The organism is Mesorhizobium muleiense (assembly GCF_900099905.1).
GTDB lineage: Bacteria > Pseudomonadota > Alphaproteobacteria > Rhizobiales > Rhizobiaceae > Mesorhizobium > Mesorhizobium muleiense.
On the sequence record NZ_FNEE01000002.1, the window covers coordinates 125,539 to 149,166 of the forward strand.

Annotated in this window: 21 protein-coding genes; 14 read left to right on the forward strand and 7 right to left on the reverse strand. The window is 59.0% G+C overall.

The annotated features are described in order from the left end of the window. The first annotated feature begins 31 nt into the window (after positions 1 to 31). The gene (locus BLT09_RS04480; RefSeq protein WP_139172500.1) at positions 32 to 349 is read left to right on the forward strand and encodes a hypothetical protein; all 318 of its coding nucleotides are present in this window, start codon (positions 32 to 34) and stop codon (positions 347 to 349) included. 718 nt (positions 350 to 1,067) lie between these two features. Here BLT09_RS04480 and BLT09_RS33455 read toward each other — a convergent pair. After that, positions 1,068 to 1,301 carry a hypothetical protein gene (locus BLT09_RS33455; protein WP_023801795.1) on the reverse strand — a complete coding sequence of 78 codons (234 nt, stop codon included), beginning with the start codon at positions 1,299 to 1,301 and terminating at the stop codon, positions 1,068 to 1,070. A gap of 84 nt (positions 1,302 to 1,385) precedes the next feature. Beyond that, positions 1,386 to 1,688 (reverse strand): hypothetical protein, encoded by a 303-nt coding sequence (locus tag BLT09_RS33460; RefSeq protein WP_139172502.1) that lies wholly within the window; start codon positions 1,686 to 1,688, stop codon positions 1,386 to 1,388. Between the two features lie 230 nt (positions 1,689 to 1,918). Between BLT09_RS33460 and BLT09_RS04490 the strand changes: the two genes are divergently transcribed. The 5 genes from BLT09_RS04490 (at position 1,919) to BLT09_RS04510 (ending at position 7,162) form a co-directional block, all read left to right on the forward strand. Next, a complete protein-coding gene (locus BLT09_RS04490) occupies positions 1,919 to 3,061 on the forward strand; it encodes a helix-turn-helix domain-containing protein (protein ID WP_091591037.1) in 1,143 nt (380 codons plus the stop codon). Between the two features lie 544 nt (positions 3,062 to 3,605). Beyond that, positions 3,606 to 4,241: an ATP-dependent DNA ligase gene (locus BLT09_RS04495; RefSeq protein WP_244529053.1), complete on the forward strand. Its 636-nt coding sequence runs from the start codon at positions 3,606 to 3,608 to the stop codon at positions 4,239 to 4,241. 146 nt (positions 4,242 to 4,387) lie between these two features. Continuing rightward, positions 4,388 to 4,606, forward strand: a complete 219-nt coding sequence (locus tag BLT09_RS04500; protein WP_091591041.1) for a DUF3072 domain-containing protein — start codon at positions 4,388 to 4,390, stop codon at positions 4,604 to 4,606. A 141-nt stretch (positions 4,607 to 4,747) separates the two neighbouring features. Next, on the forward strand, positions 4,748 to 6,208 hold the full coding sequence (locus BLT09_RS04505) for a phospholipase D-like domain-containing protein (protein WP_091591043.1): 1,461 nt from the start codon (positions 4,748 to 4,750) through the stop codon (positions 6,206 to 6,208). A gap of 153 nt (positions 6,209 to 6,361) precedes the next feature. Next, complete coding sequence (locus tag BLT09_RS04510; protein WP_027153963.1) at positions 6,362 to 7,162, forward strand: endonuclease/exonuclease/phosphatase family protein; 801 nt, start codon at positions 6,362 to 6,364, stop codon at positions 7,160 to 7,162. A 400-nt stretch (positions 7,163 to 7,562) separates the two neighbouring features. Here the strand turns inward: BLT09_RS04510 and BLT09_RS04515 are convergent, their stop codons facing one another. The 4 genes from BLT09_RS04515 to BLT09_RS04530 are packed head-to-tail and all read right to left on the reverse strand — an operon-like array spanning position 7,563 to position 11,243. Next, positions 7,563 to 8,609: an SDR family NAD(P)-dependent oxidoreductase gene (locus tag BLT09_RS04515; RefSeq protein WP_091591044.1), complete on the reverse strand. Its 1,047-nt coding sequence runs from the start codon at positions 8,607 to 8,609 to the stop codon at positions 7,563 to 7,565. Positions 8,610 to 8,667: 58 nt separating this feature from the next. Next, positions 8,668 to 9,327 carry a sugar transferase gene (locus tag BLT09_RS04520; RefSeq protein WP_091591046.1) on the reverse strand — a complete coding sequence of 220 codons (660 nt, stop codon included), beginning with the start codon at positions 9,325 to 9,327 and terminating at the stop codon, positions 8,668 to 8,670. Next, entirely contained in the window at positions 9,302 to 10,471 is a 1,170-nt protein-coding gene (locus BLT09_RS04525) for a DegT/DnrJ/EryC1/StrS family aminotransferase (RefSeq protein ID WP_091591754.1), read from the reverse strand. Before BLT09_RS04525 ends, BLT09_RS04520 begins: the two co-directional genes overlap by 26 nt. 52 nt (positions 10,472 to 10,523) lie before the next feature. Further along, the gene (locus BLT09_RS04530; RefSeq protein WP_091591756.1) at positions 10,524 to 11,243 is read right to left on the reverse strand and encodes a sugar phosphate nucleotidyltransferase; all 720 of its coding nucleotides are present in this window, start codon (positions 11,241 to 11,243) and stop codon (positions 10,524 to 10,526) included. Between the two features lie 437 nt (positions 11,244 to 11,680). On the opposite strand from BLT09_RS04530, the gene BLT09_RS04535 reads away from it, so the two are divergent. After that, positions 11,681 to 12,895: a hypothetical protein gene (locus BLT09_RS04535; RefSeq protein ID WP_091591047.1), complete on the forward strand. Its 1,215-nt coding sequence runs from the start codon at positions 11,681 to 11,683 to the stop codon at positions 12,893 to 12,895. Between the two features lie 33 nt (positions 12,896 to 12,928). On the opposite strand, the gene BLT09_RS04540 is transcribed toward BLT09_RS04535, so the two are convergent. Next, a complete protein-coding gene (locus BLT09_RS04540) occupies positions 12,929 to 13,978 on the reverse strand; it encodes a FemAB family XrtA/PEP-CTERM system-associated protein (RefSeq protein WP_167366337.1) in 1,050 nt (349 codons plus the stop codon). Between the two features lie 400 nt (positions 13,979 to 14,378). On the opposite strand from BLT09_RS04540, the gene BLT09_RS04545 reads away from it, so the two are divergent. The 7 genes from BLT09_RS04545 to BLT09_RS04570 are packed head-to-tail and all read left to right on the forward strand — an operon-like array spanning position 14,379 to position 23,549. Then, positions 14,379 to 15,308: an XrtA system polysaccharide deacetylase gene (locus tag BLT09_RS04545; protein ID WP_091591050.1), complete on the forward strand. Its 930-nt coding sequence runs from the start codon at positions 14,379 to 14,381 to the stop codon at positions 15,306 to 15,308. Then, complete coding sequence (locus tag BLT09_RS04550) at positions 15,296 to 16,549, forward strand: glycosyltransferase family 4 protein (RefSeq protein ID WP_236473407.1); 1,254 nt, start codon at positions 15,296 to 15,298, stop codon at positions 16,547 to 16,549. The genes BLT09_RS04545 and BLT09_RS04550 overlap by 13 nt, the downstream gene beginning before the upstream one ends. 3 nt (positions 16,550 to 16,552) lie before the next feature. Then, entirely contained in the window at positions 16,553 to 17,866 is a 1,314-nt protein-coding gene (locus tag BLT09_RS04555; protein ID WP_091591051.1) for an O-antigen ligase family protein, read from the forward strand. Between the two features lie 12 nt (positions 17,867 to 17,878). After that, positions 17,879 to 19,846: a Wzz/FepE/Etk N-terminal domain-containing protein gene (locus BLT09_RS04560; RefSeq protein ID WP_091591053.1), complete on the forward strand. Its 1,968-nt coding sequence runs from the start codon at positions 17,879 to 17,881 to the stop codon at positions 19,844 to 19,846. Continuing rightward, positions 19,846 to 21,381 (forward strand): nucleoside/nucleotide kinase family protein, encoded by a 1,536-nt coding sequence (locus BLT09_RS04565; protein WP_091591055.1) that lies wholly within the window; start codon positions 19,846 to 19,848, stop codon positions 21,379 to 21,381. The genes BLT09_RS04560 and BLT09_RS04565 overlap by 1 nt, the downstream gene beginning before the upstream one ends. Positions 21,382 to 21,394: 13 nt before the next feature. Beyond that, positions 21,395 to 22,165: an ATP-binding protein gene (locus tag BLT09_RS34200; protein WP_167366338.1), complete on the forward strand. Its 771-nt coding sequence runs from the start codon at positions 21,395 to 21,397 to the stop codon at positions 22,163 to 22,165. Further along, complete coding sequence (locus BLT09_RS04570) at positions 22,149 to 23,549, forward strand: lipopolysaccharide biosynthesis protein (protein WP_167366339.1); 1,401 nt, start codon at positions 22,149 to 22,151, stop codon at positions 23,547 to 23,549. The genes BLT09_RS34200 and BLT09_RS04570 overlap by 17 nt, the downstream gene beginning before the upstream one ends. Positions 23,550 to 23,628: the final 79 nt, after the last annotated feature.

A 23,628-nucleotide genomic window follows, 5' to 3' on the forward strand; every position in this document is an offset into this window, starting at 1 on the left:
GCGCAGCGCCGGTGGGAGGGAGCGCAAGCAAATGACCGACAGGAGTTCGACCATGTCCCCAGTGCAGCAGGAACTTAGCGTCACCAGTGGTTTGCGCACGGTTGCACCCGCCCGGCACCATTCAAAGGTCGTGAAATTCATCAGCGAGGTCGCCAAGGCGGCGGCCAACGATGCACCGACCTCGGTTGAGATCTTCTCTGACAGCGGCCACTGGTACTGTCGGGTTCGCCGCGGCCATGAAAAGACCCGGCCGATGGGTCCCTATACCAAACAACAGGCCGAGCGGATCCAAGAAGCTCGGAGAATGTCGATCGCAGAAAGAGGAACCTCTCGGATCATGTTCGAGTAAACGAGGATCTCACGATCACGCCGGCCTGACGGCAAGATCCACTGGCACGCGGAACGATTCCGAGGGTGAGCCCCATCAGTGGAACATTCCTTCTGTCCGCATGCTGGTTTGTGAGCGCGTCGTGCGCTTAAGACAGGAGAAAGGAATACGAAACGAATCGTTTTGACCTCGGCCGTGTTGGCGCTTTCCGCCGGCCTTTCCTTTGCCCAGACGACGAGCGGAACTTCGGGCGAGACCTCCACGACCACAACCACGACCACGCTTTATCTGCCGGGCTTTCTAACCCGGCCAGTTGCCGGTGGGCCATTTCTTTAGCGAGACCCACTAGGGCATCGACCTTTTGCATCTGGTCCGCGTCACCGCCATTGGCGACGCGTTTCCGGATCGCCTTATCGCAATGTCCCTCGGGCGGCTAGTAGCCTGTACTTTTCGAAGATCGCTAGCTTCTGCGGATAGGTGATCCGTACCTTGGCGTTGCACCCGTCGCATCTGAAGTGCGCGATCGTTCTTAGCGCAGAGCCCTTCCTTACCGCCGGATGCGAGCAATTCGGACAATCGAATGTGAGCGCAACATCAGACAAGTCTTGGGCTAAACCCATTTCCATCTCCTTCGCAAGCGCTGTGGCTACACTCTGGCGGGACTCAATGGGGCAATGCAGATGCGAATCCGGCTGTGCCAACGCGGGACTAGAACAACTCGTCAGGGAAAGCCGCCAAGCTAGTGCGCCTTCTCTGCGCCCTTTGAGAGACGAAGAGACCTCAATTCATCCAGCAGTTCGCGCTCCTTGGTCGTAATGTTTCGGAAGATTGCGACAATCGCCACCGCTAAGGCCTCGGCATCCCGGCTTGAAGAGTCCATGTGTTCATCTGCGCAAACCTGATCGAACACGCGTTCGCAAATAGCCAGATCATGAGGGCTGAGGCAGGTGCGATTGAAACGCCGACGCAGCATCTGTGCGAACCTTTCAGGGCCTGTTGCCAGTGTTTGCGGCGGACTTTTTTGCCGTTGAACCGCTGAGGCGTGATTGGAGTAAGTTTACTCGCTGACCGATAATTGGTCTTTCAATAGTCCCAAAATCAGCGCGCACTCGCGAGCTCTATACTGTCCAGCAATCATAAGTTGGCGGTAATCCCGCAGTTTTTGTTCTTGGACATGAAATCCTCGCCGAAATTCCGCCGCCTCTTTCGGAGTTCGTGTGCAACCGAGTTTACTGGCGGTGACTTTCAAACTCGCCAGTGAGCATTCGACCTTGGCTGCAATATCTTTCAACGGTTCGTTATTAAAATATCCATCAAGAATTATCTTGCGACGAGCTTCTGTTTTGAGGTTTGCGTTCATTTCGTTGCCTCCTCAACTACGCTTTCACCGTGCCAGACTCTATACGCACCACGTTGAAGAGTGTCGTTATCGTCGCATCCAGAAACTTATCTCGGAATGCATTTTCTTGCTGTAACCAAGCGTGATGGCTCTCTGTGGACTCGCGTTCCGCTGCTATTGCCAGATGGCTGTGATACACCACATGATTGCGGTGGCGATGGGCATAGCGGAATCGGATACGGCACCACGCGATGGACGCTAAGAGGCAGGACAAGGCGCTTGCGAGGCAGGCGCTTGAGCGCGATCGACGTCGTTGGCCGCGCGAAGCTCAACCTGACAATGAGGCTGCCCCGTCACTTGCGCCGGCGCTCGAACCTTTGCCCTTTTCGACGCTCGAACTGGCGCCAGAGGATCAATTCGTCGCCTGGCAGGCGCATATGGCTCCGCTTGTCGAGATCAAGTTGCCGGATGACAAATCGCTCGACGATGGCTTTCCCGCCGACCACACGGCTTGGAACCTCGGTGGCATGCTGATCGTTCAACAGCGCGCACCGGCACATAGTTATATGCGTTCTGCTGCGAAGCTTCGGTCCAGCTCGATCGATCACTGGTATATCGCTTTGCCGCATACTGGCCGGTCGTGGACGGAGGTCGATCGCCGCGTAGCGGAAAACCAGCCGGGCAAATTGGAGATTAGATCGCTTGGCTACCCGTTTCGGGGGAGGGCAACGGAATCCCAAAGTCTCTTTCTCTATTTGCCGCGTGATTTGTTCGCCGATGCGGCGGCAACCCTGGACGCAAAGAATAATTCAATTCTGTCCGGCAACTTTGCCAACCTTTTGCTCGACTACCTCAAGAACATCGAAGCAAGACTGGGCAGTCTCACGGCTGACGATCTGCCTCGCATCGTGCACGCAACACGCAGCATGATCATTGCCTGCCTCTCGCCCCCGGCGGAACATGCCGCGGCCACCGAACAATTGGTGAGTGTCGCGCTGATGGAGCGAGCCCGTCGATACGTCCACAACAATCTGGATGCGGCTCATCTGACGCCGGATTCAATGTGCCGGGCGCTCGGCGTCTCGCGCTCTCGTCTTTATCAGTTGTTCGAACCGAGCGGTGGTGTTCTCCACTACATACAAAGCCGCCGACTTCTGGCAGCCCATGTTGCGCTTAGCGATCCGGCGGACAGCCGGCGCATTGTTAATATTGCCGAAGCCGTCGGGTTTAGTTCAGCGGCTAATTTCAGCCGAGCTTTTAGCAAGGAATTCGGCTACAGCCCCCGCGAAGTCCGAAGCTCCGTGGTGTTACCGCGCCCCGCCCACTCTGTTTCGCATGCCGGACACGAGGAGGCCTCTTCCTTTGAACATTGGCTCAAAGCGCTCGGAAGCTGAGTACAGGATCGGGAATGGTTGAAGTGGGGCGAGCTTAAAACAGGGCGGGGAACCGCCGCCTCATGGACCAGAATATTTTCGTTATAGCCGATCCCCGATTTATCAACCGACTGTTCATCGATGTCGCCGCGCATCACAGCGGAGCATACATTGCAACTACGCAGCATAAGACACTTGTTGAGACCGCGAGTCGTATGTTTGCCAAGTCAAGAAACAAAGAGATATAGCGGTTCTGCGGTTCCTTGAAATGACGAACCGCTCTATCCCGGATTATCTCACCAGCAAAGGGCTGCGTAGGCTGGCGACGATCTCGGACAGCAATTAGCCGGTCGGGAACGGTGCAAGAGCGCCTCGCCGAGCAAGATATGTACGCCAGGATAAGTATTAGGATGCAAAGCTAACGACAGATCGGCCTCGTGCGTAGATGCTTGCAATGCTTGGCGGGGGCTCGGCGGCTTGGCGGGGGCTCGGCACAGGTGGCAGGCATCATGTTGGGGTGATGTCGTGCTGCCTGTGCCGATTAGCCGCCGCTGCGCGGTCAAAGGTGGCGTCATTGAGTAAGCGTGCCAAGGTCAATGGCGGCCGGCTGGAGTTTCTTCCGCCGCAAATCCCGACTCGGGTCGAGCGGCCGCCTGAAGATGAGGGCTGGGTCCACGAGGCCAATCTCGACGGCTATCGAACCCAGATCATCATCGATAATGCCGGCCTGCGTCTTTACAGCAAGAACGGCCGTGACTGGACCCCGAAATACTGGCCCATTGCATTAGCCGTCGATCTGCCATGCCGGACTGCCATTCTCGACGGCGAAGTCATTGTTCCCGGCGAGCAGGGCGCTTCCGATTGCCCTGCGCTGGAAGCCGCGATCTGGAACGAGCCAAGCCGGCTGGTGTTCGTCGCGTTCGATATCCTCCATCTCGACGGCCGCGATCTAGACTCCTTGCCGCTGCTGCAGCGCAAGCAGGCGCTATGGCAACTGGTTGAGCCTGGCCTCGGGAAGATCCAATACAGTGAGCACTTCGAGGGCAGCGCGCTGGCGCTCGTCCGCACCGTCGAGAAGATCGGGCTCTATGGAATCATCTCGAAGCGCGCCGACAGCCGCTACAGGAGCGGACTGTCGAGCACATGGCTGAAGGCCAAAAAATTTGAAGAAGCCGACTCCCGAGTTGGGGGTCGTTTATGAGCCAGGCACGGCTCCAATGCCCTGATCGCTGCTCACGGGCGTCCTCACCGATTTGAGGCCTACGCGGGCGGACGCGACGCGCATACCAATCTGGCGGAACAAATCATGATCATTCTCATTGTGGTGATCATCAAGGGAGATTGATCATGGGTGACCGGCACAACCCAAAAATCGAGGCACCGGCAAATGTCGAAAAGGACCCGGAAGATTGGATCAGCGGAGATGATCCCATGACCCCCGCACAAGCCTCCTATTTGAAAACTTTGGCCGAACAGGCCGACGACCCTGACGCCTATGCTGACGGCCTCAGCAAGGCGGAAGCCTCTAAACGCATCGATGCACTCCGGGAGAAGTTAGGCCTGTAGTGCCCGCTCGTGGCTGTTGGCCTCCGGCGACGGGGCCGTTCCATCGAACCCGACAGCGGCTCTGTCCAGTTTGTTACCGTGGTCTGACCCCGGGGATGAGTTGCATTGCGTTCTGCAACCGCTCGCTGGATAGTCCTGGCGATGTTGCAGACCTTGATGACTCATTGGCCCCAGGTCCTCGCGATCATTTCGGTGGTGATGGCGGCCATCGGCATCGTCCACGCCATAATGACGAAGGAAGACGTCCGCGCCGCCACAGGTTGGGTCGGCGTGATGTTCCTGTCGCCATTCCTCGGCGCGATCATCTACGCCGTTGCCGGCATAAACCGCATTCGTCGTGCAACGATCAGCGCCATGCGGCCCCCTTCCAGCGAGGCGGCTTCCGCAAAACATGAGCGCAACTTTGCCGCCGAGGAATTGATTGCCGAGCGGTACGGCCAACGCTTCACCGGCCTGAAGACATTGGGCGACAGGGTGGCCCGGCGTGCCCTGACCTCGGGAAACGCGATTGCGATATTGGAGACAGGTGACGAGGCCTATGCCGCAATGTGCCGAGCGATTGATGGCGCTCAACGCGCTATCCTGCTCGAGACCTACATCTTCGACAATGACGATGTCGGGCGGCTTTTCGTGGAATCTCTCGCCGGAGCCGTCCAGCGCGGTGTCAGCGTTCGCGTGCTGATCGATGCCGTCGGGGCGCGTTACTCCGTCCCCAGCATTCTTGGGCGCCTGCGAGAGGCAGGAATCACAGCAGACCTCTTCAACGGCAACATTGTCATGGGCCTGCGTCTTCCCTACGCCAACCTCAGAACGCACCGGAAGATCCTGGTCGTCGACGGCACGATTGCGTTCACCGGAGGGATGAACATCCGAAAGGGATTCTCAGCCGAGTTCGCCGGCTCCTCCAGCGCGAGGGACACGCATTTTCAGGTCACCGGGCCGGTCGTTGCCGACCTTTTTTCGGTTGCCGCCGAAGATTGGCGCTTCGTGAGCGGCGAGCTCCTGAAAGGCGACACCTGGCAAGTGGCCGCGCTTCCCGCGGCTCCCGGTCAACCAATGCTGGCGCGGGCGGTTGCATCCGGGCCGGATGCCAGCATCGAAACGAACCACAACTTGCTGATCGGGGCATTTTCCGTCGCCCGCAAATCGATCCGCATCATGTCGCCCTATTTCCTGCCGGATCGGGAACTGATCAGCGCGCTGACGACCGCAGCCAGGCGAGGCGTCGAGATCGACATCGTGGTACCGGCGACGAACAATCTTTTCCTTATTGACCGGGCGATGACGGCGCAATTCGATCAGGTCCTGAAGCACTATTGCCGCGTATGGCGCACGCAGGGCTCGTTCGATCATTCGAAGCTGCTGTCGGTCGATGGGGTTTGGGCTTTTATAGGATCCTCCAATCTTGACGCCCGGTCCCTGCGGCTGAATTTTGAGATTGATGTAGAGGTTCTTGATGCAGGCTTTGCCGCGGAGATTGAAGCGCGGATCGGATCGGCAATCGCCTCCGCCACGTCTGTAACGATCGAAACCTTGAGAGCCCGGCCATTCATCGTCCGCCTGTTCGACCGAGTGTTGTGGCTGGGATCGCCCTACCTTTAGAGGCTTTCTCGTTCTGCCCGCGGCAATTCGGGCGACGCAGCCATCGCTCCTTTCGAGCGCCGCATCTCGTCAGGGCAGGAAGCAGCGATTGCACATCCTGTTTGAGTGAGACAAAGCTAAGTCTTGAAGGTGGTGAGGACGAGCAGCAGACTCATGCAAAGAACTGGACATAGCTTTCCTGCAAGTGTGCTCAAATCCATTCGCGACAGAAAAAAGCAGAAGGCGAAGGCTGCGCCGTCCGAAGGGGCACGCCCCGCGGGGACTCTGGTCGCATCTTACAACGTTCACAAATGCGTGGGCGTCGACAGAAAGTTCGATCCCGAACGAATCGGTCGCGTCATCCGGGAAATCGGCCCGGATGTCATTGCGTTGCAGGAAGCGGACAATCGCTTTGGAGATCGTGCCGGCCTTCTGGATCTGCTGCGTCTCGAATTGGAAACAGGCCTGGTGCCCGTGCCGGTGTCCGGAAACGGCAAAGGACACGGCTGGCACGGCAACGTTCTGCTTTTCAAACGGGGCATCGTTCGCAATGTCCATCAGATAAAGCTCCCGGGGCTGGAGCCGCGCGGAGCCCTGGTTGCCGAAATCGATCTGGACGAGAAACGAACTCTGCGCATTATCGCAGCCCATCTCGGCTTGCTGCGCCGATCGCGCTCCGAACAGGCCCGTGTCGTGCTCGAAATCATGAACAGACCGGACGAAAAGCCAACACTGCTGCTCGGCGATTTGAACGAATGGCGACTCGGAAACCGTTCCGCGCTGAATACGCTGCACACGACTTTCGGTCCCGCGCCACCGGCGGTCCCCACCTTTCCATCGAGTCTGCCGCTGCTGTCGCTCGACCGGATCATGGCAAATCGACACGGAATGATCTCATCCGTCGAAGCCCATGACACGCCGCTTTCGCGGGTCGCCTCCGATCATCTACCGCTTATAGGATTCGTTCGCCTGTGATGGTGCTGCCCAGCCCCATGAATGGAGATCGGTTCAAAGGGAAGTTCTAGCCGGACTGGCGGAGCGGGGCGGCCCAGCGGGTCTGAGTTACGTTGTTGTCGGTTATCTCATCGGAATCAAAGGGAAGCGTCAAGGCTAAAGCGGCTGCGCTGGGATCAATGACCGCCTGACCGCGCAACCGCTCGATATGGTTCTCGGGCTGATACTCGATGATGCAGTCGATTGTATCGGACGAGGATGGGACGGAGCGGGGGAAAAGCTAACAAATTTTCATCCTTAAGACGGCGAATTCCGCGCTCTAGGTTCGAACGCTCGATGCCACGTTCATCCAGAACAATATGACCACCGCTCGCCAGATGAAAATTGAAACGCCTGGCGACTCGCGTCCGGCCCCTGTGTGCTAAGCGATATGGGTATTCTCTCGTCGAACTGATTTTTCAGCAAAACGTTCGCGCCAGTAAGCGATCGTGCTAACGAGTCCTTCACTCAAATCCACGTGGGGGCGCCAACCGGTGGCGTTTATGAATCGTGCACTGTCCGCCAGCAGAGCGCGAACTTCGGAATTGGCAGGGCGCAGGCGTCCAGCATCCTGTTCAATGGGTTTGCGGCGATCAGCGAGCGTCATGACAAGCTCGATCAACTCGCCAATCGTGATGGCCTTGCCGCTACCTGCGTTGTAAGGACGTCCAAACTCGATTGCAGGTGATGCGCCGATGGCGAGGAACGCCGCGACAGTATCCGCGACGTAAGTGAAATCGCGGCTCGTCGAAGTATCGCCTAGCCGCACAGTGCTGACATCTGGATCCAGAACCTGACGGACGATGGTCGGGATCACCGCACGCTCACTCTGGCGCGGCCCGAACGTGTTGAAGGGCCGTAGTACGACGACGGGCACATCGAAGCTCCTGGCGTATGCTTCCGCCATCATATCCGCCCCGATCTTGGAGGCAGAATACGGAGACTGCCCCTGCAGGGGATGGGCCTCGCTGATGGGTACCGACATGGCTGTGCCGTACACCTCGCTCGTCGACGTCTGCACCACGCGTCTGACCTGGTGCTCACGGGCTGCCTCCAGGACATTAAGCGACCCAATGATGTTCGTGTCCACGTAGGATTGCGCAGCTATGTAGGAATGCGGAATTGAGATAAGTGCGGCAAGATGGAAAACGATATCCTGCTCCGCTAGCAGCCGGCTCACAAAGGCGGCGTCCCGCACGTCGCCGCGGACGATCTTTAGCTTCGATGTCACCTCAATAGGAAGTTCATCGAGCCAGCCATGAGCGTCGAAAGAGTTGTACTGCGCCAGCGCCGTCACGTCGGCGCGCAGTGCAACAAGGTGCTCGGTGAGGTGCGAACCGATGAAGCCGTCGGCTCCGGTCACCAAAACCTTCGTTCCGCTGTAGCCGGATCCGTTAGACTGCTGCGGACTGCCCAGAACGTGTTCCATCTCGTTTCTCTAAAGGCCCATGCGTTAGCGGAAGTGAAGGCAAAACATTGTCCAATCGCTATAGATGTGTTGCCGCAAGTTTCGTATCGATCCGCAAACCCGCAACGGCGAGGCTGCACAGGACAACCCACTTCATGTCGGTCGTAAGCGTTCGCTCGGCATAATAAGAAAGATCGATCCGCGCCTTCAGCGGAAACAGAATTTGCCGGTAGAATTCGACCGGATCTACATTCAGAGGGAAAAGAGCACTTTCGTTGCGGAAAACCCACTGACTGGGACCGAAGATCCCTGGCTTGTAGGCGAGCAAAGGGAGACTCGAGTTCGTGAAGCAATAGGCGAGTTCGAGGCTTTCGGGCCGGGGCCCGACCACTGCCATTTCACCCCGCAGGATGTTGATTAACTGCGGAAGCTCGTCGAGCTTGGTGATCGCGAGCACACGCCCGAAGCGCGACATTCGCTCGTCAGCCATCATCGTAAGTGGCAGATGGCAGTCGCTTGCGTCGGGGCGGAACTTCCGGAGCTTGAGCATGGCGAACGGCCGGCCATTTCGGCCGAGCCGAGATTGCGAGAACAGAATCGGGCGGCCTGTCTCGACCAGAATGGCGATACTGGCGATCGCGATCACTGGGCTGAGTACAATCAGGCCGAGTGCGGCAAAGCCGATATCGAATAGGCGTGCCAGTCTCTCATTGTTAGACCGGCTCTGGGTTGAACTCATTGTGCGCCTCAGTGCCCTTCCGCATTTCCGTTTGATTCCCGATGGCGGCCGCGAGCATTTCGACGACATACTCGACATCGGCCGTCGTCATTTTGGGATGCAGCGGCAGGGTGAGCTCGCGACTGGCGAACGCATCGGTTATCGGAAGCAAACCGCTGGCGCACCGCTCTTGGTATAGGCTGAGACGGTGCACCGGCGGATAGTGGATGGTGGTCTGTATCCCGGCGTTCCGGAGTTGGTCGATTACGGCATCGCGATCGACATTTCGCGGCAGAACCGCCGGCATGATATGGTGGGCACAAGCCCGCTCGCCAGAAAATGGTACAAGCACGTCGGGGCATGAGTGGGCGAGCCTCTCGCGGTAGTGCCGGCTCAGTCCGCGCCGCGTCGCATTCCAAGCCGGGAGCCGGCCGAGTTGCACGAGACCGATAGCCGCTCGAAGTTCGTCCATGCGATAGTTAAAGCCAAGCAGCACCACGTCGTAGTGCGGTGTACGGCTGTTCAGGCGCGCGAAAGTGCTGCTTGTCATTCCGTGGCCGCGCATCAAGCGGACGCGCTCGAGCAAGACAGGGTCTCGCACGGCCACGACTCCCCCTTCAGCCGTGGTCATGTTCTTGTTGCCGTAAAAGCTGAACGCTACGGCGTCGCCAACGGATCCCGGACCTTCCACGCCCACAGCGTGAGCAGAATCCTCGACGAGCAGCAAACCCCGGCGTTCGGCGAGTTCGCGCCAAGCGGCGCGGTCGACGAGAGCACCGGCGTAGTGAACCAGGATGGCCGCTCTAGTTCTCGGCGTGCACAGCTCTTCGGCGCGCGCGGCACAGATCACTGGGACTTCCAGGGACTCTATGTCGACGAATACCGGAGTGGCCCCTACATACAGCACGCTGTTTGCCGTCGCCGTGAAGGTGAGTGATGGCACCAATACCTCGTCGCCCGCCCCGATGCCCGCTGCCATCAGGATCAGATGCAGCGCCGCAGTACAGGAATTCACGGCCACGCAGTCGGGCAGGCCGTGGGCCGCGGCGAACGCCTCCTCAAAGGCGCGCACACGCGGCCCCATGGTGATCCAGCCGCTGTCGATCACCTCGGACAGTGCTGTCTTTTCCTCAGCACCAAGGACGGGTTCCGATACGAGCAGCATCATTGACCCTCGATCCATCAAGATCGCCGGCGCTGAGCACGCGCGGGCTGGTTCAGGCGGCCGCAACGACTTGGAAAGCCGGCAGTTCGTCATCCCAGGCGAGTTCCTGAGCTGCCTGGAAGTCTTCGATCCGCCCGATGTCGAGCCAAAGGCCGTCATGCGGGAAGGTGAAAGCTGGTAGTCCGCGTCCCAAGAGGCTATGAATCAGATTGTCGAATCCGAATGGCACGCCTTCCGGGATGTAGTCCAGGACACTGGGTTCCATGCAGTAGACGCCCATGCTCATCATGTTGACCAGGAGGGGTTTCTCCTTGAAACCGTAAACGCGGTTGTCTGTCTGCTCGATCACCCCGAAGTCAAGTTTGGTCTTCCGCGACGCGGCGGCGATGGTGACCAGTCCACCATTCTTGCGATGGGCCGCTACAAAGGCGCCAAGGCTCAAGTCGGTCAGGACATCACCGTTGATGACTATGAAGGTCGAGTCCAGTTTCTCGCGCAGCAGCGTAAGCGGCCCGATCGTGCCGAGGGGTTCTCTTTCGCTCGTATAACTGATCCGCATACCCCACTGGTGGCCGTCGCCACAGAAACTACTGATGAGATGTGCCAGGTAGCCAGTTGTGATGAAGACATCACAGAAGTCGTTACGCCGCAGCCATCGTAGAAGAAGTTCAAGAACGGGCTTGGAGTTAACCGGCATGAGTGGCTTTGGAAGCACGGTGGTATAGGGGCGTAATCTCGTTCCTTGGCCTCCACACTGGATAACGACTTTCATTTGATCCTCCCAAAAACTCATTTCAACTGCATTCTCCACCGAGCGAGCGAACATAAGTAAATAGATTTTGTGTAGGTGTACAGGGCGCAGAAGGGCAGGGACTCCAATGGGAGAGAGTGCTAGAAGCCGTTGCGCGCTATCCCGAAGGAGACTTCGTGGCCTATCCCGAAAGGTAAGACTCGGCGGATGGTCACAACCGCTGCATGACCATGCCGAACCGCTGCATGACCATGCCGAACCGCTGCATGCCCATGCCGAGCTCGAACGAGCTACCCCACATTCGCGATTGATCCGGTTCTTCGTGAGCGGCTTCACTATGGCGTCGCGGTTGGATAAAGTTGAGTGGCATGAGTAACCTCGCTCGGTCACCCGCAGGTCGCAAGGGCCCTGGACTAGGGCCCGGGTCGATGTATTCGTCCGGTCGCCTATGCTTGACCATGCTTCTCCTGCTGGCCGGCGACGCCGTTCGTCCAATCGAGGCGCGATGGTTCGCTGAACACTCCGTGTTTGATTTGCAAGCGGCCGTGGTCCCGATGCCGTCTATGGCGCAACCGGGTTACCTCCAGACTGTGACGGATCCTGTATTCGGGACTGCTTTTACGCGTGTAACGGACCCTGGCTATGACATGGGCGAGGGCATGGCCTGCTCGAAAGAGTATTGCAGGCATCGCTACTCCAGCACCCACGCTTGGAATGCAGACCAGAGCTTTCTGCTGATTGCGAATGGGTGTTCGGGGATGTGTTTCCTCGACGGTCGCACATACCAGCCCCTGTTCCACCGACCGATGGATGAAGATTGCAAATGGCACCCGACCAACGCGGCAGTCATGATTTGCGTGTACGCTGACCGGGTGACCCTGTGGTCACCGAGGGACGATGTGCATAGCGTCGTATACCGGCCGACCAATTACACCGACCTGCAATTCGGCCCCTACAAAGGCAACCTGTCCAACGATGGACGGCGCCTAGTTCTGCGCGCCCGCAACGCCTCCGGCGAACTTGTCGCCTTCCCATACGACATCGAGAAGCGCTCCAAATTCCCTGACCTTTTCCTTGGATCTCTACCGGGCAAGAATGGCTATTGCGGCATTTCAGCCTCCGGCCGCTTCGTTGTCTGTTTCCAGACCCTTCCGACCGGCACTGAAACGGTACACGTCTTCACGGAAGGCGGCCGAGAGGTCCAGGTCTGGGAGGAGCACCACCGGCCCGGGCACGGCGACATGATCGTCGATGAAGACGGCCGCGATGTATACATCGGCATCAGCAAGGCGAACCCGGACAAATGGCACGTTATCAAGAGGCGCCTCGACGATGGCAAGGTCACTGATTTGACGCCGCCCGGCTATGCAACCCATGCGTCGGTTCGCAATGTGGCGCGTCCCGGATGGGTATTCCTCAGTTACGAGGGCAGCCTCGCGCAAGTAGCGGACAACCCAGGCTGGGCCCCGTTTTATCAGGAGATCGTGGCCTTAAGGACGGATGGAAGCGGAAAGGTCCGGCGCATCGTGCATACGTACAACAGCCGATCCGATTATTACAGCGAAAGCCATGCCTCCCCATCACCCGACGGTTCGCAGGTGATCTGGTCGAGCAACTGGGGGCGCCCAGGCAGCCCGGTCGCGGCCTACGTCGCTACGATCACCTGGCCTTGAGAGGTCGAGCACTGTTGCCGCCCCGGTTAATCTTCACGGAATATTGCGCACGATGTGCGGCCCCAGCCCATTCGCGATGGAGATAGGCAATTTCTTCCAGCACGTTATGGCGAATGCATACTTGGGATTGCTCGGCGCAAGCTCCGGAAACGCCTTGCCCGCAGCGAGCCAGTAACACCAGAACAAGGGCTTCACTTGGGGCTTCCATTGAATCTTGAACGTGTAAGTGCCGGCCCCAATTGTCGAGCGCCCCAAATCCAGATCGGATGCCCCGGATTCGCAGGCCAATTCTATTGCCTTCCAGTAGAGATACTCATTCACGTGATTGAACGCCGCGTCGTAGTCGGAACAGACCCATGGCAACTCGATCACATCACCGGTGCGCATGGCCAGGGCTGCAGCCACCGGCTTGCCTCCCAGCCGAACGAGCAGGATCTGCGAATCCGCGGTGCTTTCCAGTATACTTCTAAAGAAGACTGGACTATGCACCGGTGTGCCGAGATCGCGCATATTTTTGCTGAATACACGATAGAAGTCATCGAGTGCCTCGTGTCCGGCGCGCGAGAATTCGACACCCGCTCTCTGCGCCTTGCGCACTTTTCCCCTTAGGCGAGAACTCAGTCCGGACCAGTGAATTTGGGGATCGGCTTCGATCGACACGATCAACGCCGCCTTGTGCTGGCGGACCTGCCACGATGCTCCGACGCTCTGACTGGTTGCGAAGGTCTGCCGAAGTTCGATGTGTCCAGCGCCCCGGCCTTGGGCCAAGCCGATGGCAGCCTTCGCGAGGGCTTCCTCGATTTCAAGACCGTCTGCCAGGATGCCGCCGTAGTTCACAAAGGGAAGCGACACGAAGGAGTGTCCGAATAGCCGGCTCTTCATCTCGAAAAGCGGCAGAACGCCACAGGTGGCGCCCCCGCTTCGAGCCATGAGATAGTAGGGCCGATGTCCGAAGCTCCGCTGCAGGATGTCCCGCCAAAGCGTGAAATGATAACATGACCGGTTCGGCGACGCGTTGACATAGGCATCCCACTCATGGTCGAGCCCAGCGCGCGCTGTGTCCACAATCTCAACGGATGCCACTGGGAACATTCTCCCGATAAAGCCCGTGCTGCAATCCGCAAGTCTATATCGATCCTGGATGTCAGTCTTCTATCCAAGATGGGACATAGTGGGACCGCTTTCTCTTCCGTGCTCCCGACCGGCTACAAATCTACGGTAATGGTTGGGTGCAATGGTGGCCCGACTGCGAGGGCAAGCCGCAACGTTGATCCGGTTCGGCGGAGTCGACGCAGCACCTCGCACTTTAGGGATATACCCCGTCAGAGGCGATAGCGGCTGTTGCTCGTGTGGTAACCTGACATGGTAGTGCCTCAAGGCAGGCTCGCAGTCGACAGAAATCAACGAGTAATGGTCGATCCGTGCGGTGAAAAGGTCAGATTGTCGGTGTGCCCAAAATGACTAGGTTTGCGAGATAAATACGATGGATGAAAAGCCGCCGAGGTGTCTTCTGACCATCGATGTCGAGGACTGGTTTCACAGCTATAACTATGGGAACCTGGTTTCAAAGGAGCACTGGCGTGATTATGAAGGTCATGTGGAACAAAACACGCTGAGGATTCTTGAAGTACTCGACCGGAGTGGCGTTCGAGGTACGTTTTTCATTCTGGGCTGGGTGGCCGAGCACTATTCGGGCCTAGTCCGTCGGATCGCCAATGCCGGTCACGAAGTGGCGTCGCACGGTTACGGCCACGACCCGGTCTATTCTCTCACTCCTGATCAGTTTCGCTCCGATGTTCGGCGGTCGAAAGACGTGCTGGAGGATATTGTCGGTCGGCCGATCGAAGGCTATCGCGCGCCCTGCTTCTCGATTACCAATTGGGCACTGCCGATCCTGCGAGAATTGGGATTCACTTACGATTCTTCGTTCTTCCCGACCACAACACATGACCGTTACGGCCGCCTGGAAGGGATCAATGTCGGATCGGGTCTCGTCGAAGTTCATGACGGGTTTTTCGAGGTTTGTATCTCCTGCCTGCACACGGCGCGTTTTGCTGTGCCGTGGGGCGGCGGGGGATATTTCCGGCTCTTTCCATACGGACTGTGGCTGGGGGGCGTGCGTCGGATTCTCCGCTCCGGCGTGCCCTATGTTTTCTACATCCACCCTTGGGAGATAGATCCGGATCCGCCGCAAGTCCCAGGGCTCAAGGGTCTTCGGGCCCTGAGGCAGCGGGTCAACCTAACCCGATGCGAAGCGCGTTTAGCCGCGCTATTGGGAGCGTTTCCTTGGTGCCCTATCACGGAAGCCATTGACGACCTCGCCACGATGGCGCGACCGCAGATCGATCTCGGACTTACGGCTCGGCCACCGCGACCGGTCGCGGCCTCAGGGAGGCCGAGATGTGCGGATTGAAGCCCCACCTCCTCTGCATCGGCGGCGATGACCATTTTTTGCGAATCCCCTTTTTCCAGGCCCTCCGGGATAGGGGGATGCGAGTTTCGGCGGCGGGCACCGGAGGTGCTGAGGCGTTCGCTGAGGCTGGTTACGACTTCTACCTCTTCAACATGAACCGCTTCATTGCTCCGCGCGCCGATTGGGCGTCGCTGCGGTCGCTCTCGCGGTTGATCGGAGAGATACGACCGACTCTCATCCAGTGCTTCGATACCAAGCCGGATATTCTTGTGCCGTTTGCTGCGTACTGGGCGGGCAAGGTGCCGGTCGTCAGCACGATCAATGGTCTGGGCTGGCTATACTCGTCACGCTCCCCGCTAGCTGTAGGCCTCCGGCCTGTATTCGAGCTTGTTCAGAGCAGAGCGGATCGCCTAACGGCTGCCATCGTGTTCCAGAATTGCGCCGATCAGGCGTTTTTCGCGTACCGGCGGTTGATAGGCAAGGCCGATCACCGGGTTATTCCAGGATCAGGAATCGACGTCGATCGGTTCGACCGTCTGGCGGGGAGGGGACCATCTCCCGCCGAATTGCGCCACGAACTCTCTTTGGGAGATGCGCCGGTCGTGATGACCGTCACCCGCCTAACCCGGGAAAAGGGCGTGCCGACGCTGCTTGAGGCGGCGGCTCTCGTTCATCGTCAGGCGCCTGAGGTTCGCTTTCTGCTGGTTGGGCCGCGCGAAAGGGAAGGTGCGCTGGCGATCAGGCAGGACGAGATCGATCGTCACGCTCCGTACGTCAGGGCAATTGGAGAACGATCAGACGTACCGGCGCTGCTGCAGATTGCCGATGTTTTCGCACTCGCCACGGAGTTGCGAGAAGGGGTCCCGCGTTCCCTGATGGAGGCATGTGCGGCGGGGCGGCCGGTGATCACGACCGACATGCCGGGTTGCACCGACGTAGTCCGCGATCGCTGGAGCGGGCTTGTTATTCCCGTCAGATCGCCCCGAACACTCGCCGAGGCAATCCTGCAGTTACTTCGAGACCGCGATACGGCGCTGCAATACGGCGCTCGCGCTTCGGCCCATGTGCGCAAGGAATTCAACCTAGACATCACTGCCGATCGGTATGCGGCGGTTTACCAGGAGGTGCTTGCCCGAACCCGCGGACGGCCGGAAAGTTGGGAGCGCCTTGCCCATCAGACACCTGGGCCGAGATCGGGCGGGAATACCAGGCTGGATCCAACATCGTTTTCGTCAGGTTGACATATGCTGCTTGATCTCTTGCTCACATCCGGGCTTCTCCTGTCGGCAATGACCCAATTGAGGTGGAACGGTCCTATCGGCCCTGGCGATCTGCTCTTGTTCCTCTGGCTCATGATCATGATGACGCGAGAGGTGGCTCGCCTTGGTCCGCCGTTGACACCGGCTTTCGTTCGATTGTTGACGTTCTGGTCGATTATCGCCGTGTCGCTCTGTCTGGGAGCGATGATGGGCTACGCCCTTGGCGACCTGCACGATCCGAAGTGGTTCAACCACGACATTGGCGCCTACATGCTGGTCGGTCTGGTGAGCTGCTTCAGTGTTGTCCGTCTCCAGAGGGACGGAGGGATGCAGCGCCTGGCCTGGCAGTTTGTCTCCCTAGGCACCGCACTGCTTGCCATTCAGGCGGCTTTGGGTTGGCTCAACCCCGGCATTGCCGGCTTTGAGCTCTGGGAGTGGGATAGGCTGCGTGGCCTGACTCAGAACTCCAACCAGCTTGCATTTTCGTCTGCGATTGTCGGCCTCCTGTCGCTTCATCTGGCGGACACGGCGGTGCGGCTCCTGCCGAAAGTAGGCGCGATCTTGTGTCTCGTTGTCGCCGTCGTGGTCGGCGGACTGACAGAGAGCAACGCCTTTCTCTTGGCCGTCATCGTCGCCGGACTTTGCTACGTCGCCCTGAAATTCAGGACCTGGATGCTGGCCGAGCAGTATCCACTCCGTTTTCGTTCTGCTGCTGCGTGGAGCTTGGCACTTATCTTGCCGTTGGTTCTCGTGGCAGCAGTTCCGTTTGGTGCCTCCCTGGCTAAGCATGCGCAGGTGATCGCAGTGGAAGCCACAAGGGGGGGCGCGGCCGCGGAGGAGGCTGCGGGCTTGCGCTTGGTTGTCTGGCATGACGCCCTTCAGCGAGGGCTCGGGGCCATGATGATGGGCCTTGGTCCTGGCCCCCACCTGGAAATTCCCGACGTGATTGTTCAGGAGCGCCGCCTTCCAAACGGCGGACCGAAGGAGGTCGTGCACCCGGAGGCGAAGCTCGCCCCCAATTTCGAAGCGCATAACATCGTGCTCGACCTTTTCCTTCAAGGTGGGCTCCTGGCCCTCGTCGGATGTATCTGGTTTGTCGCCGGGGCAATTTCGGCCGCTTGGAACGCGAGGCAGGACACGATCATCGCGATGATCTGCGGCATTGGCGCATATGGTCTGTTCCACTTCATTCTGCGTCAGCCCGTGCTCTGGTTTGCCCTCGTCTTTTGCATTGTGGCGACGGCTGACGTGGGCGAGCAACTCGTCAGGCGCGGAAACCTCCGCGGCGCACCGAACTGAGGACCGGAAGCCATGGCAGCAATGAACAAAGTCTTGCGGTTGGCCGACGCACGCGGGGGCAAGAATGTGGTGCAGGACACGGGACAAGTTTCGTTCCAGGGCCCGATGGCACCTCCTCCGTTCCTGCACCTCATTCGGATCCTTCTCCGTCGACGCCGGCTTATTGTCGCCATAGCGATCGTGGGAACGATGCTGGCGATGTTTGTCGCGCTGCTGGTTCCTCCGCAGTACACGGCCGTGGTCCAACTCACGGTCCACCGGCCGCCGAGCAGCGAAGGCGTGCCGCCCCCTCCCGGCATTCTGGATGAGATTATCGACACACATCTCGCGCTGATCAGTTCCCAGGCCCATTCCAGCCGAGTGGCTGCAAGCCTGTTACCTGTGGAGGCTGCGCCAAAGCCCGAGCCTGGTCTGTCTGCCGCCAAAGGAGCCACTAAAAGGTGGTATGATTCCCCTGCTTTTCCGGCCGTTCGCTCGATGGTCGACCAGATGCTGGAGCGGCTTGCCATATGGATCCCTCGGTTGTCGAACCGAAGCGAAGCCGATCGCCTCGCAGAGGAACTCTTCAGCAAGACAAAAGTCCTTCAGGAACGGCGCTCGCGCCTAATCTCGGTGTCGTTCACCTCGACCGATCCCTCGAGGGCGGCCGCTTACGCCAATCGGATCGCAGACCTCTACGTCACCGGCCTCTTTCAGCAAGTGAAGGCCGACGCCGCAAAGCAACACTTCGATCTCGGTCGGCAGGTGGCCTCTGCGGGGGATCAACTGACCAAGGCACAATTGGCATTACAATCCGCCATGCGGCAACGAGTCAGTTTATCGCCCTCCGACGCCGCCAAGTTGACCGAAATGGATCAGGATATCCGCGAGCTACGCCAAGACAGCCAGGATGCAGCAGAATATTATAATGATCTTCTGCGGCGATCGACCAAGCTACGGGAAGCACAGATGGCGATCGGGCCGGGGATTAGCGTCCGTTCGAGCGCCTCCGTCCCGACGCGGCCGAGTTCGCACAATCCGCTGCTCTTTATCATCCCGACCGCATTTCTCTCCGTCATTGCTGCGTCCTGGCTTGCATTGATGCTCGAGGGGGCCGACAGGGGGCTGCGTAGCGAGAAAGAGATTGAGTGTAAATTGGGACTTTCATGTCTTGGGCTGGTTCCGCGTGTCAGACGCAGGACGATCAAGTCACCCAAGGCCGCTATCCTCCGTCAGCCGAGTTCCCTTTATACCGAGTCCATGCGCAACATTGCAGCGGCACTTCAGGTCCATCACACGGGCCGTGGCGGGCTCGTTGCGCTGATTACGTCGAGCATGCCCGGTGAGGGCAAGTCGGTACTGGCGAAAGGACTGTCGGCATACTTCGCCACGCTGGATCGCCGGGTGTTGTTGATCGATCTGGACATCGTTCCGGCGAAACACTCTTCCCGCGCTCGAGACCTGCTGTGCGTCCGGCAGGCGCCCTCGGCAAGACAGATGGGAGAATTGATCAAGCGCTTACCGGAGATCGATGCCGATTATCTCGGTCTCTCGCAGTTAGGGATCGACCCGCTGCTATTCTTCGAGCCGGGTGGGCTGCCAAGTCTTATCAAGATATTGCGCAAGTCCTACGACGTTATTATCCTGAGCGGACCTCCGGTGCTTGGCGCTTCGGAGGCACGGCTGCTTCCGGCGATCGCAGACTCGGTGCTCTTCGTCGTGCGCTGGGCATCGACGAGGCAGGAGGTAGCGGAACACGCCCTGAGCTTCCTGCACCGTTCCCAGGCACCGGATGATCTCGCCCCGGGTCCGATCCGCGCCGTCTTGACCCAAGTGCAACTGAAGCAGCACGCCCGCTTTGCGCTTGGCGACACCGGCGAGATTATATTCAAGTTCAACGGTGTCTACACCGGCCGCCTCCGCCGCTTGCAGCAGATCGACCGCGGAGCAAGCCAGGATGCGGTGCCAGAGCCGCCGATCTCGGAAGGCACGAACGGCTGATGACCCAGTTATCCAAGGCGGATTGCCTCGCCAGACCGATGTCGGTTCGAGCCAAGATTCAAATGGCAGCCGGCGTTGTGGAGGCTTTGGCTGAGTTCGGGCGGCAGAAGATTTCGTATTGCTACTGGAAGAGCGCGACCAAGCTCGAGAGCGCCCTTTGTGGCGATGGTGATATCGACATCCTGGTTGCCCGCACCGACCAGAACAGGGCTCAAGCGATACTGTTGTCGAGAGATTTTAAGTTCTTCCCGTCAGTTGGTGACCGCGAGGCGCCTGCGGTCTTCACGTATCTCTGCTACGACGAGCCAAGCGGCAGACTCCTGCATATCCACCTGCATCTCCGTCTGGTGGTCGGAGGACCTCTTGCCAAGAACTGGCACTTGCCGTGGGAGGACACAGTCCTCTCGCGGGCTGCGCCGCACGCCTACCTGCCGGTCAGACAAGTCGACTCTGCCTGTGAGGCCTTGCTTCTCCTGACCCGCAATTGTCTCGAACTCGGCGGATGGGATCCTGTTTCCATCCGCCGAGGCGCAGCAAAGAGAAAGGAGTTTGATGACGCGCGCCTGGAGTTGGCGTCTCGGGTCGAATGCGGCGATCTGCGTCGGCTGGCAGCAGGATTTCTGTCGGACGATGTTGCAGACATGGTCGTCGATAGCCTATTTAGTGACCAATCGGCGGCTTGGCGCGCGCCGCTGGCTCGGGCTATCCGACGCCATCTCTCGACTGGCGGCAGTTCATACAATGGACCCGAGGCGCGCTTGCGCAGCGTCGGGCGGTCGATCGTCTGGGTCGCCGGGCGGTTGAATAAAGCCATTGTGCACGCTCCCAGGCCGTGGCATCGACGTCCGGCCGGCGGTGGAATCGTGGTGGCATTTGTGGGAGTCGATGGCAGCGGCAAGTCTACGCTTATTGCCGCTCTGAAGGACTGGCTCGGCATCAAGGTAGACGTTCTGCCCATCTACTTCGGCACCGGTGATGGTCGGCCCTCTCTTTACCTAAGGCCGCTCAAGTGGCTGATGCCGCTCGCGACGTGGATGCTGGGCCGCAAGCCCAGAGTTGCCTCTCATGGCAAAGCGTCAGCCGGTCCTCCGAGCCTCGCCTACAGCATTCTACTCGCGGTCTGGGCGATCGCAGTGGCCGCCGACAAGCGCGTCAAGCTGACTGCTACTTGGCGTGCGGCCAATCGGGGACTCGTCGTTCTCGCCGATCGCTATCCGCAAAATGAGTCGAAGAATTTCAACGACGGTCCATTGCTGGAGCGCGTGCCCGCGGTTCCCGAGTGGCTTCGCCACCGCGAACTTGGAGTCTATCAGCTCGCCCACCGGCTTCCTCCCGACCTCGTTCTAAAGCTGATGGCGCCATCCGAAACCTTGGCCGCGCGAGAGCCTGCAATGGACATCACAGTGATAAGTCGGCGGCTAGACGCCCTGGCCGGCCTTGCCTTCGGCAATGCGGAGGTGGTGTGTATTGATGTCGATCGGCCATTGGACGAGGTAATTCGTAGTGTGAAAAGGGCAATCTGGCAGTGCCTCTAGAAAGACAGGTGCGATGATCGTCGAATTCTTCGGCCCGCCCTGCGCAGGCAAGACGACACTGGCCCGCATGCTTACTGCTAGACTGGATAAGTCCGGCTATGACGCCGACCTTTGGAACAGCCTCAGACCGACTGAACTGATCCCGCTCGGAAAAACTGGCGGACTCACACGGCACCTGGCTCCGATCAACCGAATGCGGCGTTTCTTTGCCGAGGCCTTCAAAATATTGAGCCGTCCGAGCAAGGATTCCGGGGAAATCGCCATCGCGAGCCATTTGCTCCGGATACTTCCTCCGCGGGGCGTGTTTACGCGGGTTAGGGAGGCGCAATACATCTGTCGAATGGCGCGCGCGTGGGACGTGGCCTCGCGTCGGCATAGGATCACTGTATTCGATCAGGGCTTCGTCCAGGAACTCTGTTCGCTCATGCTTCGATCCCGGAGTGCCGACGAGGCAACGCTCATCACCGCACTCGAAATCATCCCGCCCGCGCATCTATTGGTGCTTGTGAACGCATCGCCAGCCCTGCTGGAGGCGCGCTCCATGGAGCGGCTGTCGAGCCTCCACGTCATCGAGCGCTATTTCGAGGGCGGAGCCAATCTGGATTTCATTGGCGCCACCGGTCAACTCCATCGACTCCTGCTTGAGCGGGGCCATGTCGTGCTATGTGCTTCGCTGGTGGATCATCAATCGACTGAAAGGAGTCTTGACCAAATGGAGCGCGAGGTTGTGCGTCAATATGGACGCAGACAGTTACGGGGCGCCCAGCATGACGAAGCCAAATAGGGAAACGATACTCGCCGTCCTTGAGTACGATGAGCCTCTTGTCGATGGCAAAGAACCCGATGCGCACCTGCTCTCTGCGTCTGCTGCTTTCAACCGGGTCAAACGGGGCGGTCTGATCGCTTTTTTTGTTTATGGCACCGGATATGCAGTGACCTACTTGTCGCAGCTTTTTGTTGCCCGAACTATTGGGGCCAGCGACTACGGAATTTTCGCCTACGTGTCAGCGTGGGCTATGGTGTTGATCTATGCGTCGACATTGGGGTTCGATGTGGCGCTGTTAAGATTCGTGCCGGTCTACCGGGCCAGGCGAGCTTGGTCTCTGCTCCAGGGCGTTATCGGCTATGCTCGCCGGCGCGTCGCCGTGGTAGGGACGGTGCTTGTGATTGGCGCTGTGGTCATCGTGCTGTATTGGGCGCCTGCTGACAATCTGGTCCTTGCATTCTTTATCGGCTTGGCCGCGGTGCCCGTTGTTGCCTTGCTGCGGGTGCAGTGCGCGGTCCTGCGTGCCGAGGGCGCGGTCGTGGCGTCGCTTGTGCCTGATCGGATTGTCCGGGAGGGCAGCCTGATCGTCCTCGTTGCGATCGGGACCATGATTCTGGGTTACAACATCACGGCTGCCGGGGCGCTGGCGGCAGCTCTGAGCGGGGCCCTAGTTGGCCTCTTGCTGGCTTATTATGCAGGGAGGAACTACCGCCTCTTGCCCCGCGATGACATCGAGCCGGAGTACGATGTTGCGGCCTGGCGCAGTGCCACACTGCCACTGATGATCGCCGGCGTGGCAGAGGTGCTTTTGAACAGGACCGGGGTAATCATATTGGGATGGTTGGGCGACACTACGGCCGCCGGTGTCTATAGTTTGGCGTTCAACATCGCTTTGATCGTGACCTTGCCAAGAATTGCTGCAAATGCGCTTTTTGCGCCGACCGTTTCCGGCCTCCATTCGGTCGGTGACCTTCAAACAATGCAAGCGTTGGTGGCACGTACTGCGACGTGGACGCTCTGCGGGGGGGGCTGCATCGCCGCCATAATGTTTGCGCTCGCAACTCCGCTCATGACCTCTTTCGGGCCGGAATACGGCGACGGCGTTTTGCCTCTGCGCGTTCTGCTCATCGCCCAAGTGATTGCCATGGGGGCAGGTTCGCAGTTGTACCTGATGACTATGACGGGGCACGAGCCGAGCGCCGCCGCCCTATTGGTTTGCGCTGCAGGGATGAATATGATTACTAGTATTGTTTTGGTCTATTGTTTTGGTCTATTGGGAGCGGCGGTAGGCACAGCAGGAATACTGCTCGCGTGGAACGCTGCGATGGGTTATTGGATATGGCGGCGCCTGAACCTGCTGCCGGGCATACTGTGCATTCGCAAATTCGTACCGAAGAGTTGAGAGAGATGCTACGGCGTGCTGGAAGCTGAGGCCGTGCGCGATATCGTGCTGATGCTGAGCATCGGGTCCGTTCCAGACA

Coding starts and splice junctions, on each gene's coding strand:
- BLT09_RS04480 (WP_139172500.1), top strand. CDS start 32: ATGACCGACAGGAGTTCGACCATGTCCCCAGTGCAGCAGGAACTTAGC.
- BLT09_RS33455 (WP_023801795.1), bottom strand. CDS start 1,301: ATGCTGCGTCGGCGTTTCAATCGCACCTGCCTCAGCCCTCATGATCTG.
- BLT09_RS33460 (WP_139172502.1), bottom strand. CDS start 1,688: ATGAACGCAAACCTCAAAACAGAAGCTCGTCGCAAGATAATTCTTGAT.
- BLT09_RS04490 (WP_091591037.1), top strand. CDS start 1,919: ATGGACGCTAAGAGGCAGGACAAGGCGCTTGCGAGGCAGGCGCTTGAG.
- BLT09_RS04500 (WP_091591041.1), top strand. CDS start 4,388: ATGGGTGACCGGCACAACCCAAAAATCGAGGCACCGGCAAATGTCGAA.
- BLT09_RS04505 (WP_091591043.1), top strand. CDS start 4,748: ATGTTGCAGACCTTGATGACTCATTGGCCCCAGGTCCTCGCGATCATT.
- BLT09_RS04510 (WP_027153963.1), top strand. CDS start 6,362: ATGCAAAGAACTGGACATAGCTTTCCTGCAAGTGTGCTCAAATCCATT.
- BLT09_RS04515 (WP_091591044.1), bottom strand. CDS start 8,609: ATGGAACACGTTCTGGGCAGTCCGCAGCAGTCTAACGGATCCGGCTAC.
- BLT09_RS04520 (WP_091591046.1), bottom strand. CDS start 9,327: ATGAGTTCAACCCAGAGCCGGTCTAACAATGAGAGACTGGCACGCCTA.
- BLT09_RS04525 (WP_091591754.1), bottom strand. CDS start 10,471: ATGCTGCTCGTATCGGAACCCGTCCTTGGTGCTGAGGAAAAGACAGCA.
- BLT09_RS04530 (WP_091591756.1), bottom strand. CDS start 11,243: ATGAAAGTCGTTATCCAGTGTGGAGGCCAAGGAACGAGATTACGCCCC.
- BLT09_RS04535 (WP_091591047.1), top strand. CDS start 11,681: ATGCTTCTCCTGCTGGCCGGCGACGCCGTTCGTCCAATCGAGGCGCGA.
- BLT09_RS04545 (WP_091591050.1), top strand. CDS start 14,379: ATGGATGAAAAGCCGCCGAGGTGTCTTCTGACCATCGATGTCGAGGAC.
- BLT09_RS04550 (WP_236473407.1), top strand. CDS start 15,296: ATGTGCGGATTGAAGCCCCACCTCCTCTGCATCGGCGGCGATGACCAT.
- BLT09_RS04555 (WP_091591051.1), top strand. CDS start 16,553: ATGCTGCTTGATCTCTTGCTCACATCCGGGCTTCTCCTGTCGGCAATG.
- BLT09_RS04560 (WP_091591053.1), top strand. CDS start 17,879: ATGGCAGCAATGAACAAAGTCTTGCGGTTGGCCGACGCACGCGGGGGC.
- BLT09_RS04565 (WP_091591055.1), top strand. CDS start 19,846: ATGACCCAGTTATCCAAGGCGGATTGCCTCGCCAGACCGATGTCGGTT.
- BLT09_RS34200 (WP_167366338.1), top strand. CDS start 21,395: ATGATCGTCGAATTCTTCGGCCCGCCCTGCGCAGGCAAGACGACACTG.
- BLT09_RS04570 (WP_167366339.1), top strand. CDS start 22,149: ATGACGAAGCCAAATAGGGAAACGATACTCGCCGTCCTTGAGTACGAT.